We start from the raw sequence: 15,684 nt of genomic DNA on the forward strand, positions 1-15,684 counted from the left end.
CTGCGGGAAGAGGACAGAATGCCGTGGGGCGGATTGTCGCGCGTGCGACGGGCGAGCCTCAGCGGTGCCGGCGCAGCCGCTCGAAGGCGAGGTTCTTCTTCATCTCGAGGTCGGCGATCCGCGCCATCGCCGCCTTCTTCTCGTCGGCGCCCTCGGCGCGGCCGTAGGCGGCGCGCGCCTCCGCGAGCTGGCGCACCAGCGTCACCTCGAGCGGCACCACGCCGGCCTCGGCCATCACCTTGTGGCCGATCTCCGTCGTCACGTCGCCGCCCTGCTCGATCTCCAGCGGCTTGCCCTCGCCGGCGAGGCCCGAGAGCTTGCCCTCGGCCTCGGCGCGCTCGACGTGGCGCTCGAAGATGCGGCGCAGGAACCCGCTCATGTCAGCCCCTCCCGGTGTGGTCCGGGGCTGCATGTGGGCACGGGGCGGGCGTCAGGCAAGCTCTCCGAGCCGGGCGAGGGCGGTGTTGATCTGCGCCTCCTCCTCCTCGCGCAGGGCGAGGTTCTGGCGCGCCTCGGCGACGACCTCCTCGGGGGCGGAGGCGATGAACTTCGGGTTGTTCAGCCGGCCGCGCAGCCCGCCGAGCTCCTTGCCGAGCTTGCCGAGCGCCTTCTCGAGCCGCGCCTTCTCGGCGGCGACGTCGATGATGTCGGCCAGCGGCAGCGCGAAGCTCGCGCCGCGGGCGGAGATCGCGATCGCGCCCTTGGGCGGCGTGTCGGCGTCCTCGAGGCTGTCGATGCGGGCGAGGCGCTTGATGAGCGCCTCGTTGTTGGCCCAGGCGGCGCGGGCGGCGGCGTCGGACTCGAGCCGCAGCACCGGGATCTGCAGCCCCGCCGGCACGTTCATCTGAGCCCGCGCCGAACGCACGCCGTCGATCAGCGAAATCACCCAGTTCATCTCCGCGTCGGCCGCGTCGTCGAGCAGGTCGGCCGTCGTGTGCTCGGGCCAGTCTGTGAGCGCCAGCATCCGCTCGCGCTGCGCCAGCGTGCCCCAGAGCTCCTCGGTCACGAACGGCATGATCGGGTGCAACAGGATCAGGCACTGGTCGATCACCCAGGCCATCGTCGCCCGCGTCTCGGCGCGCTCTTCCTCGGTGCCGTCCATCAAGAGCGGCTTGGAGAACTCCACGTACCAGTCGCAGACCTTGCCCCAGACGAAGGCGTAGAGCCCGTTGGCGGCGTCGTTGAAGCGGTAGGCGGCGAGCGCGGCGTCGGTCTCCTCGCGGATCCGCGCGGTCTCGCCGATGATCCAGCGGTTGACCGTCGCCTCCGGGCGCGGCGGCGCGGCGGGCGGCGCGCCGGCCTCGAAGACGCCGTTCATCTCGGCGAAGCGGCAGGCGTTCCACAATTTGGTAACGAAATTGCGGTAGCCCTTGATGCGGTCGACGGAGAGCTTCAGCACGCCGCCGATCGCCGCCATCGACGCGTTGGCGAAGCGCAGCGGGTCCGCGCCGTATTCGTCGATGATCTCGAGCGGGTCGATCACGTTGCCCCGCGTCTTGGACATCTTCTGTCCCTTCTCGTCGCGGACGAGCTGGTGCAGGTAGACCGTGTGGAAAGGAGCCTCGCCGACGACAGCCAGTTGCATCATCATCATCCGCGCCACCCAGAAGAACAGGATGTCCTGCCCGGTGACCAGCACGTCGGTGGGGAAGTAGCGCTTCAGCTCGTCGGTCTGCTCCGGCCAGCCCAGCGTGCCGATGGGCCACAGACCGGAGGAGAACCACGTGTCGAGCACGTCCTCGTCGCGGAAGAGCAGCACCGTGCGGGGCGTGCCGTCGACGCCGACGGTCTCGTAATCCTCGGTCGGGGTGAAGGTCTCGCCCTCGGGCAGGATCCGCACCTCGGTGCCGTAGAACGCGCGCGCCTTCTCCAGCGCCTCCGCTTCGGTCGGCGCGCAGAAGTGGATGTAGGGGCCGAAGCCGTGGCCCTCGTAGCCGTGCGGGCGCGGCCCGTACCAGACGGGGATCCGGTGCCCCCACCAGAGCTGGCGCGAGATGCACCAGGGCTCGATGTTCTCGAGCCAGTGGAAGTAGGTCTTCTCGCCGCTCTCGGGCAGGATCTTGGTGGTGCCGTCGCGCACTGCATCGAGGGCGGGGCCGACGATCTTCGAGGTGTCGACGAACCACTGGTCGGTGAGCATCGGCTCGATGACCACCTGCGAGCGGTCGCCGAAGGGCTGGACGATCTTCTTGTCCTCGACCTCGATCATCAGCCCCTCGGCGTCGATGTCGGCGACGACGCGGGCGCGCGCCTCGAAGCGGTCGAGCCCGCGATACTCCTCGGGCACCAGGTTGATCGCGTCGACCTCGGCCTCGGTGAAGCCGGCGCCCTCGGCGAAGCGGCGCGCCTTGTCGGCCTCCTCGGCGTAGGGCGCCCCGTCGTCGCGCATCCGACCGGCGCTGTCCATCAGGCGGTAGAGCGGGATGCTGTTGCGGCTGGCGACGCCGTAGTCGTTGAAGTCGTGCGCGCCGGTGATCTTCACCGCGCCCGAGCCGAAATGCGGGTCGGGGTAGGTGTCGGTGATGATCGGGATCAGCCGCCGGTCAGCCTTGGGGCCGACGGGGATTTCGCAATACTTCCCGACGATTGGCGCGTAACGTTCATCCTCTGGATGAACCGCGACGGCCCCGTCGCCGAGCATCGTCTCGGGCCGCGTCGTCGCGATGGAGATGTAGTCGCGCTCCTCCTCGAGCAGCACGGTGCCGTCCTCGTCGCGCTCGACGTAGGTGTAGGTCTCGCCGCCCGCGAGCGGGTACCTGAAGTGCCACATGTGCCCGTCGACCTCGACGTTCTCCACCTCGAGATCCGAGATCGCCGTCTCGAAATGCGGGTCCCAGTTGACCAGCCGTTTACCACGGTAGATCAGGCCCTTGTCGTACATTTCGACGAAGACCTTGATCACCGCGTCGTGGAAGTCGGGCGAGTTCTCGTGGCCGGTGCGCGGATCGCCCGGCGCGCCGGCCATGGTGAAGGCGTTGCGCGACCAGTCGCAGGAACTTCCCAGCCGTTTCAGCTGGTTGACGATGGTCGAGCCGTACTGGCCCTTCCAGTCCCACACCTTCTCGAGGAACTTCTCGCGCCCCAGCTCGCGCCGGCCCTCGTTGCCCTCGCTCGCCAGCAGCTTCTCGACCTGCAGCTGCGTGGCGATGCCGGCATGGTCCTGTCCGGGCTGCCAGAGCGTGTCGAAGCCGCGCATCCGGTGCCAGCGCACGAGGATGTCCTGCAGCGTGTTGTTGAAGGCGTGGCCCATGTGCAGCGCGCCTGTGACGTTGGGCGGCGGGATCATCACGCAGAAGCTCTCGTCGCGGCGCGCGTTGGCGCCGGCGCGGAAGGCACCGCCCCGCTCCCAGGCCTCGTAGAGGCGCGGCTCGGCGGCGGCGGCGTCGAAAGTCTTGTCCATCGGCATCTGGTCGTCCTTGCTGCGTGCGCGGGCGAGCAATAGCGGGCTTGGGGGCGCAGGGAAAGAGCGCCCCTAGCGGTAGCCGCTCTGCCAGTCCATCGCCGCGAAGACCGGCGCGTAGGCATGCGCCAGCCCGCGCAGCTGCGCGCCCGTCAGCCGGTCGGTGATGTCCCAGCCCTTCGCGGCGACGCCGAGGATGCGGGGCGCGACCATTGCCTCCATCTCCCGGTCGTGGGTGGTGAATTCGCTCCAGAAGCAGCCCTCCACCCCCTTGATCCGCTCCGCGATGTCCCGTGCCTCGGGCGGCACGGGCGACCAGGCGATGACGTCCTCCAGCGCGACGAAGGCGGCCCAGGAGGCGCCCCAATCGTCGGGGTCGTCGCTGTGGGCCATGTCGAGGTAGACGTGCTGCGCCGGGCTCATGATGACGTCGTAGCCCGCCCGCGCGGCCTCCAGCCCCGGCCCCTGGCCAGACCAGCTCTGCAGCAGCGCCCCGTGGCCGATGCCGCCGTTGCTGCCTCGCGCCGCCTCTTCCCAGGCGGCGACGCGGACGCCTCTCTCGGACAGATGTCCGGCGAGCTTCGCCATGGTCCAGCCCGACACATCGTCGGCACTCTCCAGCCCTTCGCGCGCCTTCAGATCGGCCACGGCGGGAGAGCCCTCCCACGCCCCCTCCGGCAACTCGTCGCAGCCCAGGTGCAGCATCCCGAGCGGGAACAGGGCGGCGACCTCCTCGGACAGCTGTTCGATCACCGTCCAGAACTGGTCACGCGCCGGATTGAGGACGTTCTCGGCGTATCCCTGCACGCTGCGCTCCTGTCCGGTATCGGACGGATCGCGCAGCTCCGGCATCACCCGCGCGAGCGCGAGCGCGTGGGCCGGCACCTCGATCTCGGGCAGCACGCCGATCTCGAGCGCCTGTCCGTGCGCGACGACGTCCCGCGCCGTCTCGAGGCTGTAGCTGCCCCCCGAGCGCACGCCGCCGCCGAACACGCCGGGGATCGTCTCGCCCTCGCCCCGGACGCATGTCCGTTTCCAGACATCCGGGAAGCAGGTCACCTCGAGCCGGAACGCCTCGTCGTCCGCGAAGTGCCAGTGGAAGCGGTTCATCTTGAGCAGCGCCATCAGGTCCATGAGCCGCCGGATCGTGTGGGGCTCGTAGAAGTGGCGCGCGCAGTCGAGGTGCTGGCCGCGCCAGGGGAAGCGAGGCGCGTCCTCGATGGTGCCGCAGGGCAGGGCGCCGGCATGCGTCGCCTTCAGCGTCAGCAGGCTGATCGCGCCATAGAAGCGCCCGGCCTTCGACGAGGCCGACAGCCGCACGCCGCCGCGACTGATCTCGAGCCGGTAGGCCTCCTCGCTCAGCTGGCCGTCGACCGCGACGCTCAGCGGCAGCCCGTCCTCCGCCAGGAAGGGACCGAGCCCGGTGCGGCGGGCGAGGGCCTCGACATTGTCGAAATGCGCGCTGGCGGACGCGAAGCCGGTAACGGACACCTCACCGCCCGTCGGCCGCCAGACCGTCACGGGCGGCACGATTTTCAGCTCCGGCGTCTCTCCCGGCGGCAGCACCTCCGGCGTGCGGCCCGCCGCGAGCGCGGGCAGCGGGATCGGGCCGTCAGCCGTCCGCAGGTACGCCCCGAGCGGGAGCCAGGCGCGGTTCGCGGGGCGGAAATCGGACAGGTGTTCGAGTTCGACCACGTGTTCCTTGCCGGCCGACAGGTTCGGCAGCTGTATCTCGCCGTAGCCGCCGCACCGCGCGATATCCTCTCCGCCAGATACCGCGCGGAAGGGCGCCATGAGCGACAGGCACAGGACCGGCGCCTCGAGCGGGCGGTCGGAGGTGAGGGTGACGGCGATGGTGCGGCCGTCGATACGGGCGTCGAACTTCATGTGTCCTCGAGGCGCAGTTCAGCAACGAAATCGTAAATGTCGGGGCGGTACAATCCGCGGGTAAACTCGATCGGCCGCCCGCTGGCGAGGTAGCCGGTGCGCTCGATCAGCAGCGCCGCCGCGCCCTCGGGCAGCGCCATCCTCTCGGCCTCGCGCGCGGCGAGGTTGACCGCGCTGATCCGCTGGAGGGCGCGGTGCGGTGCCGTGCCCGCGGCGCGCAGCACGGTGTAGAGCGACAGGTCGACGAGGTCGGGGTCGGGGAGGATGTCGGCCGGAAGAGACGACCGCTCCAGCGCCATCGGCACCCCGTCGGCGCTGCGAAGCCGCTCGATCCGCGCCACCCGCGCCGAGGTCGCGAGGCCGAGCGCCACCGTCTCGTCGGGCGCCGGCGGGAACAGTCCGCGCGCCAGGACCTGCGAGGTCGAGGTCAGCCCGCGCGCGCGCATGTACTCGGTGAAGGAAGTGAGCGTCGACAAGGTATGTTCGAGCTTGACGGACCCGCGGCGCACGAAGCTGCCGGCGCCCCGGCGCTGGTCGACCTGACCCGCGGCGACGAGCTTGGTGATGGCGCGGCGGACGGTGACGCGGCTTACCTGCGCCAGTTCGGCCAGCTCGCGCTCGGGCGGCAGTTGGGCCCCGTCCGCCAGTCGGCCGTCGCGAATGGCGGCGGCGATGTGGTCGTGAAGCTGTTGATAGCGCGGACCGCGCCCGGGACGGTGCCAGAGCGCGGGCGCGAAGAAGCCAGGGTCAGTCGCGCCGTCCATGCCGCACCTCCTATTGCGGCCATATACCAGAGTAGGACCAACTAGCCAAGGATGCCGGTTTGGTATGCTAATGGTAGCTTTTTTCGCAGAAGGTGTTAACGTGAGCGTGACCGGGAGATTCGCTTCCCCGCCCGGCATGCGCTGGAGGATCCGTGGCCGACATCACCGAGACACCCGTCGCCGCTTCCGCACGTCGCGCGCCGATCCGCATGCCGGAGCGGTGGTTCGCGTGGGCGCTCGTCGCACCGGCGATGCTGTTCATCGCGGTGATCGTGGCCTGGCCGCTCGCCGAGACCTTCCGCCTCTCCTTCACCGACGCCCGCCTCGGCGGCGAATCCTTCGTCGGCACCAAAAATTATACCGACCTGCTCGGCAGCAGCCGCTTCCACGACACCATCGTGCGCACGTTCTTCTGGATGTTCGTGTCGGTCAGCCTGAAGCTGGTGCTCGGCCTGATCGGGGCGACGTTGCTCAACGCCGCGGTGCCGGGGCGGGCGCTGTTCCGCATCCTCGTCATGCCGCCCTGGGTGATCCCGATCGCGATCGGCTGCATCGGCTGGCTGTGGCTCTACAACGGCCATTTCGGACTGCTGTCCGGCGTCGCCCAGCGCATCGGGCTGATCGACGGGCCCTACGAATTCCTCGCCTACAAGACGTCCGCCTTCTATTCCGCCGTCGTCACCGACGTCTGGGTCGGCACGCCGATGGTGACGCTGTTCTTCCTCGCCGCGATGCAGGGCGTGCCGCGCGACCTCTACGAGGCGGCCTACGTCGACGGGGCGAGCCGCTGGTACCGGTTCCGCCGCATCACGATCCCGCAGATCATGCCGGTCATCGTGTCGATGGCGCTGCTCAGCGCGATCTGGACCTTCAACAGCTTCGAGGTGATCTGGATCCTGACCGAGGGCGGCCCGCGCGGCGCCACGACGACGCTCATCGTGGACACCTACAAGGTCGCCATCGGCAACTACAAGTTCGGCGAGGGCGCCGCGCGGGCGGTCGTGATCGTCGTCCTGCTCGCCATCTTCTCGCTCATCTACCTGTACTTCCTCGGTAAGGTGAACCGCCACTACGGGAGCGGCAAATGATGGACCGGTACTCGAAGCTGCAGCTCGTCGGCATCTATGCCGCGCTGGCGCTGTTCCTGACCTTCATCCTGCTGCCGTTCGTCGAGATGTTCATGGTCTCGCTGCGCCCGCTCGAGCACCTGTTCTCGACACCCTACCGCTTCTGGGGCGACGATTTCAGCTTCGAGGCCTACAGCCGGATGTGGCAGACCGTGCCGCTCCTCGGCCGCTACATCCTCAACTCGATCTATATTTCCGGCATGGTGACCCTCATCACGATGATCTTCGTGGTGCCCGCGGCCTATGCCTACGCGCGCCTGGATTTTCCCTTCAAGAACATGAGCCTCGCGATCTTCCTCGGGGTCAACATGTTCACCGGCGCCGTGCTCCTGATCCCGCTTTACCGGGTTCTGCGCACGCTCGGGCTGCTCAACACCTACTGGTCGATGATCGTGCCCGGCGTGGCGTTCCTGATCCCGACGGGCATCTGGCTCCTGAGGTCGTACCTTGAGAAGATCCCGCGCGAGCTGGAGGAGGCGGCGTATGTCGACGGCGCGAGTCGGCTCTACACGCTGCGGCGGGTGGTCCTGCCGCTCGCGGTGCCGGGGCTCATCGTCGTCGGTGTGGCGGTCTTCATCGGAGCTTATGCACAGCAGTTCCTCTTCGCGATCACGTTCAACCAGACTCGGGAGTACCAGCCGCTCCCGGCGGGAATATACGAGTTCATCGGTTACCAGGACGTTACCTGGAACGAGATGATGGCGGCCTCTCTGACGGGGGTGCTGCCGGTCATGGTCATCTTCCTGTTCCTGCAGAAATACCTGGTCGCCGGTCTGACCGCGGGGGCGGTGAAGGAATAACCAAATGTTCATAAACAGGGAGTAAGAAAATGAACGGACTGAAGACATTGGGGATCACGGCGATTCTCCTCGGCGGCAGCGGGCTGTCGGCGAGCGCGCAGGAGCTGCACTTCATCATGTGCGGCGGCGAGGTGCGCGAGGCGGATCAGAAGGTGATCGACGAGTTCACCGCGAGCCGCGAGGGGGTGACGGTGAACATGGAGGCCGTGCCGTGGGGCACGTGCCAGGACAAGTCGCTCACCCTCGCCGCGGCGGGCGATCCGCCGTCGATCGCCTACATGGGCTCGCGCACGCTGCGCCAGCTCGCCAACAACGACCTGATCGTGCCGGCCCAGATCCCGGCCGATCTCGAGACCGCCTACCAGCCCGGCGTGCTCGACACGGTCACGATCGAAGGGACTCGCTGGGGCTATCCGCACGCCTTCTCCACGAAGGCGCTCTACATCAACTGCGACCTCGTCGAAGAGGCCGGAGCGGAATGCGTCGCGCCCCAGACATGGGACGAGATGATCAGTCTTGCCGAGACGGTGCGCGACAACACCGAAGCTGCCGGTGTCGGCCTCGCCGGCAAGGACTTCGACAACACGATGCACCAGTTCCTGAACTACCTCTACTCCAACGGGGGCACGGTGATCGACACGCAGTCCGGCGAGAACATGCTGGATTCGCAGCAGACCCGCGAGACGCTCGAGTTCTACGGACGGCTCGTCGATGTCGCGCAGGAAGGCCCGACCGCCTGGGAGCGCGACCAGCTGCGCGACCTCTTCAACGACGGCCAGATCGCGATGTACGTGCAAGGTCCTTGGGGTCGCGGTCAGCATAACGAGGACATTGACCAGCTCGTCGTTCCGATCCCGGCCGGGCCGAGCGGCGAGGCGGGAACGATTCTGATCACCGACAGCCTCGTCGTCTTCAAGGGCACCGGCCATGAAGACCTGGCCCACGAACTCGCCCAGGCGCTGGCGACTGGCGAGGCGCAGTACGATCTCGATCAATCCTGGGGCCTTACGCCGATCTTCAAGTACGAAGAGCTCGGAATGGAGGACACCTTCTACAAGGACGACCCGTTCTGGCAGGTCTTCGTCGACGGCATCGCCACCGGCGGACCGGAGCCGCTGGTGGAAGACTTCAAGTCGCTGCAGTCGGTGTTCACCAACATGGTGCAGGGGGTGATCCTCGAGGACGACAGCGTCGAGAACCTCGTCACCATCGCCGGCGAAGAGCTCGACGAGGCCCTGTGATCACGAACGGGCGGGCCTCTCTCGGCCCGCCCGCCACCAAGGATGGAGCCGATGGCGACACTGGAATTGCAGAACATTTCCAAGAGCTTCGGGCAGGCGAAAGTGCTGCACGATATCGATCTTGCGATCCGTGACCGGGAGTTCGTGGTGTTCGTCGGGCCCTCGGGCTGCGGCAAGTCGACGTTGCTGCGCATCGTCGCCGGGCTCGAGGAGGCGACACAGGGGCGGATCGTCATCGGCGGCAAGGATGTCAGCCGGGCTCACCCGCTCGATCGCGGCATTTCCATGGTTTTCCAGTCCTACGCGCTCTACCCGCACCTGAGCGTGTTCGAAAACATCGCCTTTCCGCTGCGCGTCGCGAAGTTGCCCGAGGCGGAGCTGAAGCGGAAAGTCGGACAGGCGGCCGAAATCCTGCAGCTGACCGACAAGCTGCAGCTGAAGCCCGGACAGCTGTCCGGTGGCCAGCGCCAGAGGGTCGCGATCGGGCGGTCGATCGTCCGCGAGCCGCGGGTGTTCCTGTTCGACGAGCCATTGTCCAATCTTGATGCCGCGTTGCGCGGCGACATGCGCGTCGAGTTGGCGCAGCTGCATCGAAAGCTCGATGCCACAATGGTTTACGTGACGCACGACCAGGTGGAGGCGATGACGATGGCAGATCGAATCGTCGTCCTGAACGGCGGACGGGTGGAGCAATTCGGCACTCCGATGGAGCTCTACCATCACCCTGCCTCGAAATTCGTCGCCGGCTTCATCGGACAGCCGAACATGAACCTGCTCCCCGGTATCGTACAGGCGACCGATAGCGGCGGCGTGACCGTCGAACTCGCCGGCGGGCCGACCCTGACGCTTCCGGTCGAGCCGCGCGGCCTGTCCGCCGGGGCGCCCGTCGAGGTCGGGCTGCGGCCAGAGGATCTTGGGCTGGGCGAGGGGCTGCAGATGCAGGTCCGCGTGCTCGAGCGGCTGGGCGGCCAGTCGATCACCTACGGCGCGGTGGGTCCGCTCGACAAGGTGTGCGCCGTGCTGCCCGGCGATGCCCCCATCCGCGAGGGCGAGACGATCAGTCTCGCCATCAACACCAACGCCTGCCACCTCTTTTCCGCCGATGGACAGGTGTCGCGGCGGCTGGCCGCACCGGCGCTCGTCGCCTGAAAGGACCTGACATGAAGATCGTTACCGCCGGCATCGGGCTGCGCGCGGGTCATGTGCTGTCGACCCTGCGCGGCGTCATGCCCGAGGCCGACATCGTCGGCTACTACGACCCGCAGCCGACCCACCTCGATATGATCGGCACGGACATTCCCGGCTATCCGTCCGTCGAGGCGATGCTGTCGGACACCCAGCCCGACCTGTTCCTCGTCGGCTCGCCCAACAAGTTCCACCTCGAGCAGATCGAGGCGGGGCTGCGGGCCGGCGTGCCGCGGATCTTCGCCGAGAAGCCCGTCGTGGTGTCCATCGAGGAGACCATGAAGCTGGCCGAACTGCTGTCCGAATTCGGACAGGAGCGGGTGATGGTCGGCCTCGTCCTCCGCTACTCGCAGCACATGCTCGATTTGCGGGCCGCCATGGACGAGGGCGTGCTCGGCCCGATCGCGTCGCTCGAGGCCAACGAACACATCGGCCCCTACCACGGGGCGTTCTTCATGCGCGACTGGCGCCGGCGCTCCGACCTGTCCGGCGGCTTCATGCTCGAGAAATGCTGCCACGACCTCGACCTCTACAACATGATCACGGACAGCCGTCCGGAAACGGTCGCCAGCATCGGCGGTCGCCGGTCTTTCCTTGCCGAACACGCGCCCGTTTCCAACGCCGAGTCCGAAATCTTCCACGTGAAGCCCTCGGTCTGGGAGAACGTGGACGATCCGTTCCGCTCCGACGGCGATATCATCGACTTCCAGACGGCGATCCTCGGCTACGAGAGCGGCGCCAGCCTCGCCTTCCACACCAACCTGATGGTCCCTGACGAGCAGCGCCGCTTCTGCGTCATCGGCGCCCGCGGCATGGCGGAGGGCGATTTCGTCCGCGGCTATCTCAGGATCACGCGGCGCGACGGATCGCGCTATGCCGACCACGACTACACCAGTGGCGCGCGCGCGGCGCAGGGGGCGCATTACGGCGCGGACGCCATGATGTGCGCCGACATCGCCGCATTCCTGCGAGAGGAGACGGACCGGCTGCCGGTCTCGGTCGTCGATGCGCTCGAGGCCGGCGTCGCGGCTCTGGCGCTCGACGAGGCCCGGCGCAGCGGCACGGTGGTGGATCTCACCGACATCTGGACACAATTCGACGCGTATGGTTTGCGAAAATGACTGAACGTAAACAAGCAGGTGCGCTGATGGCGCGGGAGAGTGCCGAAGCGCCGGCCGTGTTCGCTCGCGCCGCGACGGCAGATCACCGGGCGGCGCTGGAGCGCACCGGCGTGACGGACTTGCACGCCATCCTGACCATCGCGCGCGGCTCTTCCGACGCGGCCGCCAGCGTCCTCGCCTACGAATTCATGCGCGAGACCGGCCTGCCGATGACGTCGCTGCCGCCCTCGGTCTTCTCCCTCGGCGAGGGGGTGCGGATGGACGGCACCTTGGCGCTGCTGATCTCGCAATCCGGTGCCTCGGACGACCTCGTCCGCTCCGCTCGCGGGGCCCGCGCGAAGGGCGGGAAGGTCGTCGCGATCACCAATGCGCCGGCCAGCGCGGTCGAGGCCGAGGCGGACGCGACCTTGCCGATCGACGCGGGCGAGGAGCGGGCGGTGCCTGCGACGAAAACGGTCATCGGGTCCGTCGGGGCCGGGATGGCACTGCTCGCGGCGCTGGTCCCGGCCTATGCCGCGCGCGCAACGGCATCCGCCGAAACGCTGCAGAACATAAAGCTCGATCACCCGGAGTCGGCGCGATTGCAGGCAATATTGCTGCGTGCGCAACATGTGTACGTTATCGGACGCGACACGGGTTTTGGCGCGGCGCAGGAAGTGGCGTTGAAGCTCAAGGAGTGCTGTGCGCTTCATGCCGAGGCGTATTCCGCCTCGGAAGTGCTGCACGGGCCGCTGCAGTTGGTTAGCAGACAACTGACCGTTATCCTGCTCGATACCGAGGCCGGCGAGGTTCAGGAGAGCCTGGATACGGCCGAGCAGCGATTTACCGAGAAACGCGCCGATGTCATTCGCCTGCGCCCATCCGACGTCGGCGCACTTGACTTGACGCCGGCCGCGGCCGCGGCGGCATTGCTGGCCATGATTTACCCCGTCGTTCTTGCCACGGCAGTCGCACTGGGACATGACCCGGACGCACCCGATACCCTGTCGAAGGTCACGAGGACCACATGAGCAATAGCCTCGAACGCTGGGCCACCTGGCGCGAATTGCAGGCCCAGCCGAACATCTGGCGCGCCTGGAACGACGAGTTCAAGGCGGGTGAGGTGCGCGATTGGCTCGCGACCCTCGAGGCCGAGGAGGTCTGGTTCTGCGGCGCCGGGACGTCGGCCTTCATCGGCGATATCATCGTTGCCGGACTGGAAGGGCAGGGCGCGCGGATGCGGTCGGTTGCGACGACGGACCTTGTCAGCCGGCCTCATGCTTACCTGTCGGACAGACGTCCGTTAGTGGTCAACTTCGGCAGATCGGGCGGCAGTCCGGAAACGCTCGGGACGCTGGACGCCCTGGACGTGCTCGCTCCGGACGCGCCGCGGCTGAACGTCACCTGCAACCCCGATGGCGCCCTCGCTCGGCGGGAAGCGACTGGCCCCTGTGGCGTCGTGCTGCTGCCGACGGCCACACACGACGCGGGCTTCGCGATGACGTCGAGCTTCTCGACGATGCTGCTGACGGCGCTCACCCTGTTCGACAAGGCGCCTCCGGCCGACGCCCTGCCACGCCTGGCGGCAGCGCTCGAGGCGCTGTTGCCCCGCTACGCGGCACTCGCAGAGGCGACGCCCCCGCCCGCCCGGGTCGTCTTCCTCGGCACCGGACCCATGGCCTTCGCGGCGCGCGAGGCGGCATTGAAGGTGATGGAATTGACGGCCGGAAAGACCGCGGCGCTTTGGGACAGCACGCTCGGATTTCGCCATGGTCCCAAGAGCTTCGTCGATTCCGACACCCGCATCGTGGTCTTCACCAGTGCCGACCCGCAGGCGGCGAGCTACGAGGCGGATCTGCTCGACGAGTTGTCGGCGCAATATCCAGGCGCGGGGTTGACGACGGTTGGCCCGCAGGCCGAGCACGACCCGCAGCTCGACTTGCCGGACGTCTGGCTGACGCCGCTCGCCGTGGCGCTGGCGCAGGTGCTGGGCGTTGTCTGGTCGGACCGGATGGGGCTGAACGTGGACGATCCCTTCGCCGGTGAGGGCACGTTGAGCCGGGTCGTCTCGGGCGTCACGCTGTACCCCGTGCGGCCGGAATGATCGCGGCCGGCATCGACCTCGGCGGGACGAAGATCGAGACGCAGATTTTCGACAACAGCTGGCGCCGGGTCGAGACCGCGCGGGTGGCGACACCGGCAAGTTACGATGAATTGGTGTTGTCCGTTGCCGGACAGGTGTCCTGGGCTGCAGGACAGGTGGGAGGGGGCGCGATCGGTCTCGGAGCGGCGGGGCTCGTTAACCCAATAACCAAGTTGGCGTTGGCGTCGAACCTGCCGGTCAGCGGGCGTCCGTTTGCGGACGACGTGGCCGACGCGGCGGGACGGGCGCTTACGATGACGAACGACTGCCGGGCGTTCGCGCTGTCGGAGGCGGTCTTCGGCGCCGCCCGCGGGCGGTCGCCGGCGGTAGGGCTGATCCTGGGAACGGGGATCGGCGGCGGGATCGTCGTGGACGGGCGGCTGGTGCAGGGGCCGACATCCGTCGGGGGCGAATTCGGACACATGTACGCCCCGGCGCACCTGGTCGTGGCGCACCGCCTGCCGGTGGTCGCGTGCGGCTGCGGGCGCACCGGGTGCTTCGAGACGTTGGTGTCGGGGCGCGGGATGGTGCGGCTGGCGGAGGCGTTGACGGGCGAGGCGATGACGGCGCCGGACGTGGCACGGCTGAAGGCAACGCATGCAGGGGCGGCGCAGGTCTGGGCGGTCTGGTGCGAGCTGGCGGCGGAGATGCTGATGGCGCTCGTCTGCACGGTGGATCCGGAGGTGATCGTGCTTGGCGGCGGCCTGACGCGAATCGACGGCATGGTCGAGGATTTGCAGGCGGCCCTAAGCCGGGCGCAGCTTCCCGGCTTTCCGGTGCCGGACGTCGTGCTGGCCGAGGGCGGCGCGGCGAGCGGCGCGCGGGGCGCGGCGTACGCAGCATGGCAGGAGCAGGTGGCGCATGGCTGAGTGGATCGCGCCGGAGTGGCTTTTCGACGGACAGCGGCTGCACGAGGGGCTGGCGCTCCAGGTGCGTGACGGACGGGTGTCCGCTATCGGACAGGCGCGGCCGGAGGCGCGGCGCCTGGCCGGTCTCCTCACGCCGGGCTTCGTCGACTTGCAGGTCAACGGCGGCGGCGGCTGCTTGCTGAACACGACCCCCACCGTCGCGGGGATGGAGACGATCGCTGCCGCGCACCGGCGGCTGGGGACGGTGGCGATCCTGCCGACGCTGATCACCGATGCGCCGGAGGTGCTCGAGGAGACGGTTTCGGCGGCGATCTCGGCGCAGGGGCGCGAGGGCATCATCGGGTTGCATATCGAAGGGCCGCACATCGCCGCGATCCGGCGCGGGACGCATGATGCGCGGTTCGTTCGGCCGATGGTCGAACGCACCCTGGAGCTGGTGAGCGCGCTGCGCGAGGCGGGGGTGCGCGTGATGATCACGGTCGCGCCGGAGGCGGTCAGCGACGCGCAGGTGGCGCGGCTCGCGGCGACGGGAGCGGTCGTCTCCATCGGCCATTCGGACGCGAGCGCGGAGCAGGCGCGGGCGGCCGTGGCGGCGGGGGCGCGCTGTTTCACCCACCTTTTCAACGCGATGTCGCAGATGCAGAATCGGGAGCCCGGGGTGGTGGGGGCGGCGATCAACTCCGCGGCTCACGCCGGGATCATCTGCGACGGGCATCACGTGGCCGACGAGATGGTGGCGCTGGCGATCCGCGCGCGGCCGGTGCCGGACCGGATGTTCTTCGTCTCCGACGCGATGCCGACGGTGGGCGGGCCGGGCAGCTTCGCGCTCTACGGGCGCGAGATCCGGGTGGAGAACGGTCGGCTGGTCAACGCGGAAGGGTCGCTCGCCGGGGCGCACGTGACGATGGCGGAGTCGGTGGCGCGGGCGATCAAGGTGCTGAAGCTGGCGCCGGAGATGGCGCTGCGCATGGCGGTGAGCGTGCCGGCGGAGCTGATCGGGCGGCCGGACCTGGCGACGCTGGAGGGGCGCGCTCTGTCCGATATCGCACACCTGTCCAGCGACTGGACGTTCGACGGGTATCTGGACAGCCTTCTCTAGGATCCGGACACGTGGCCGCTAGCGAACAGGACCAGGCGGCGCGGATGAACCGGACCTACCGTCGGATGC

General features: G+C 68.3%; 13 protein-coding genes. 9 read left to right on the top strand and 4 right to left on the bottom strand.

Going from position 1 to position 15,684, the window contains the following annotated elements:
• Nucleotides 1-58: 58 nt before the first annotated feature.
• The 4 genes from OG2516_RS15160 to OG2516_RS15175 form a co-directional block, all read right to left on the bottom strand.
• The gene (locus tag OG2516_RS15160; RefSeq protein WP_007256591.1) at nucleotides 59-379 is read right to left on the bottom strand and encodes a DnaJ family domain-containing protein; all 321 of its coding nucleotides are present in this window, start codon (nucleotides 377-379) and stop codon (nucleotides 59-61) included.
• Between the two features lie 51 nt (nucleotides 380-430).
• A complete protein-coding gene (locus OG2516_RS15165; RefSeq protein WP_007256592.1) occupies nucleotides 431-3,406 on the bottom strand; it encodes a valine--tRNA ligase in 2,976 nt (991 codons plus the stop codon).
• Nucleotides 3,407-3,472: 66 nt separating this feature from the next.
• Nucleotides 3,473-5,287 carry a beta-N-acetylhexosaminidase gene (locus OG2516_RS15170; protein WP_007256593.1) on the bottom strand — a complete coding sequence of 605 codons (1,815 nt, stop codon included), beginning with the start codon at nucleotides 5,285-5,287 and terminating at the stop codon, nucleotides 3,473-3,475.
• Nucleotides 5,284-6,051, bottom strand: a complete 768-nt coding sequence (locus OG2516_RS15175) for a GntR family transcriptional regulator (RefSeq protein ID WP_007256594.1) — start codon at nucleotides 6,049-6,051, stop codon at nucleotides 5,284-5,286. Before OG2516_RS15175 ends, OG2516_RS15170 begins: the two co-directional genes overlap by 4 nt.
• Before the next feature lie 152 nt (nucleotides 6,052-6,203).
• On the opposite strand from OG2516_RS15175, the gene OG2516_RS15180 reads away from it, so the two are divergent.
• From OG2516_RS15180 to OG2516_RS15220, 9 genes are read left to right on the top strand one after another with little or no spacing between them, the layout of a single operon-like run.
• Complete coding sequence (locus OG2516_RS15180) at nucleotides 6,204-7,139, top strand: carbohydrate ABC transporter permease (protein WP_007256595.1); 936 nt, start codon at nucleotides 6,204-6,206, stop codon at nucleotides 7,137-7,139.
• On the top strand, nucleotides 7,136-7,978 hold the full coding sequence (locus tag OG2516_RS15185; protein WP_040615921.1) for a carbohydrate ABC transporter permease: 843 nt from the start codon (nucleotides 7,136-7,138) through the stop codon (nucleotides 7,976-7,978). Before OG2516_RS15180 ends, OG2516_RS15185 begins: the two co-directional genes overlap by 4 nt.
• Before the next feature lie 29 nt (nucleotides 7,979-8,007).
• A complete protein-coding gene (locus tag OG2516_RS15190; RefSeq protein WP_007256597.1) occupies nucleotides 8,008-9,219 on the top strand; it encodes an ABC transporter substrate-binding protein in 1,212 nt (403 codons plus the stop codon).
• Between the two features lie 51 nt (nucleotides 9,220-9,270).
• Nucleotides 9,271-10,368, top strand: a complete 1,098-nt coding sequence (locus tag OG2516_RS15195) for an ABC transporter ATP-binding protein (RefSeq protein WP_007256598.1) — start codon at nucleotides 9,271-9,273, stop codon at nucleotides 10,366-10,368.
• Nucleotides 10,369-10,379: 11 nt separating this feature from the next.
• Complete coding sequence (locus OG2516_RS15200) at nucleotides 10,380-11,525, top strand: Gfo/Idh/MocA family protein (RefSeq protein WP_007256599.1); 1,146 nt, start codon at nucleotides 10,380-10,382, stop codon at nucleotides 11,523-11,525.
• The gene (locus OG2516_RS15205) at nucleotides 11,522-12,535 is read left to right on the top strand and encodes an SIS domain-containing protein (RefSeq protein WP_040615923.1); all 1,014 of its coding nucleotides are present in this window, start codon (nucleotides 11,522-11,524) and stop codon (nucleotides 12,533-12,535) included. Before OG2516_RS15200 ends, OG2516_RS15205 begins: the two co-directional genes overlap by 4 nt.
• Nucleotides 12,532-13,608 (top strand): AgaS family sugar isomerase, encoded by a 1,077-nt coding sequence (locus tag OG2516_RS15210; RefSeq protein ID WP_007256601.1) that lies wholly within the window; start codon nucleotides 12,532-12,534, stop codon nucleotides 13,606-13,608. Before OG2516_RS15205 ends, OG2516_RS15210 begins: the two co-directional genes overlap by 4 nt.
• Nucleotides 13,605-14,516: an ROK family protein gene (locus OG2516_RS15215; RefSeq protein WP_007256602.1), complete on the top strand. Its 912-nt coding sequence runs from the start codon at nucleotides 13,605-13,607 to the stop codon at nucleotides 14,514-14,516. The genes OG2516_RS15210 and OG2516_RS15215 overlap by 4 nt, the downstream gene beginning before the upstream one ends.
• Nucleotides 14,509-15,615 carry an N-acetylglucosamine-6-phosphate deacetylase gene (locus tag OG2516_RS15220; RefSeq protein ID WP_007256603.1) on the top strand — a complete coding sequence of 369 codons (1,107 nt, stop codon included), beginning with the start codon at nucleotides 14,509-14,511 and terminating at the stop codon, nucleotides 15,613-15,615. The genes OG2516_RS15215 and OG2516_RS15220 overlap by 8 nt, the downstream gene beginning before the upstream one ends.
• The last annotated feature ends 69 nt before the right edge of the window (nucleotides 15,616-15,684 follow it).

This window comes from Oceanicola granulosus HTCC2516 (assembly GCF_000153305.1).
GTDB lineage: Bacteria > Pseudomonadota > Alphaproteobacteria > Rhodobacterales > Rhodobacteraceae > Oceanicola > Oceanicola granulosus.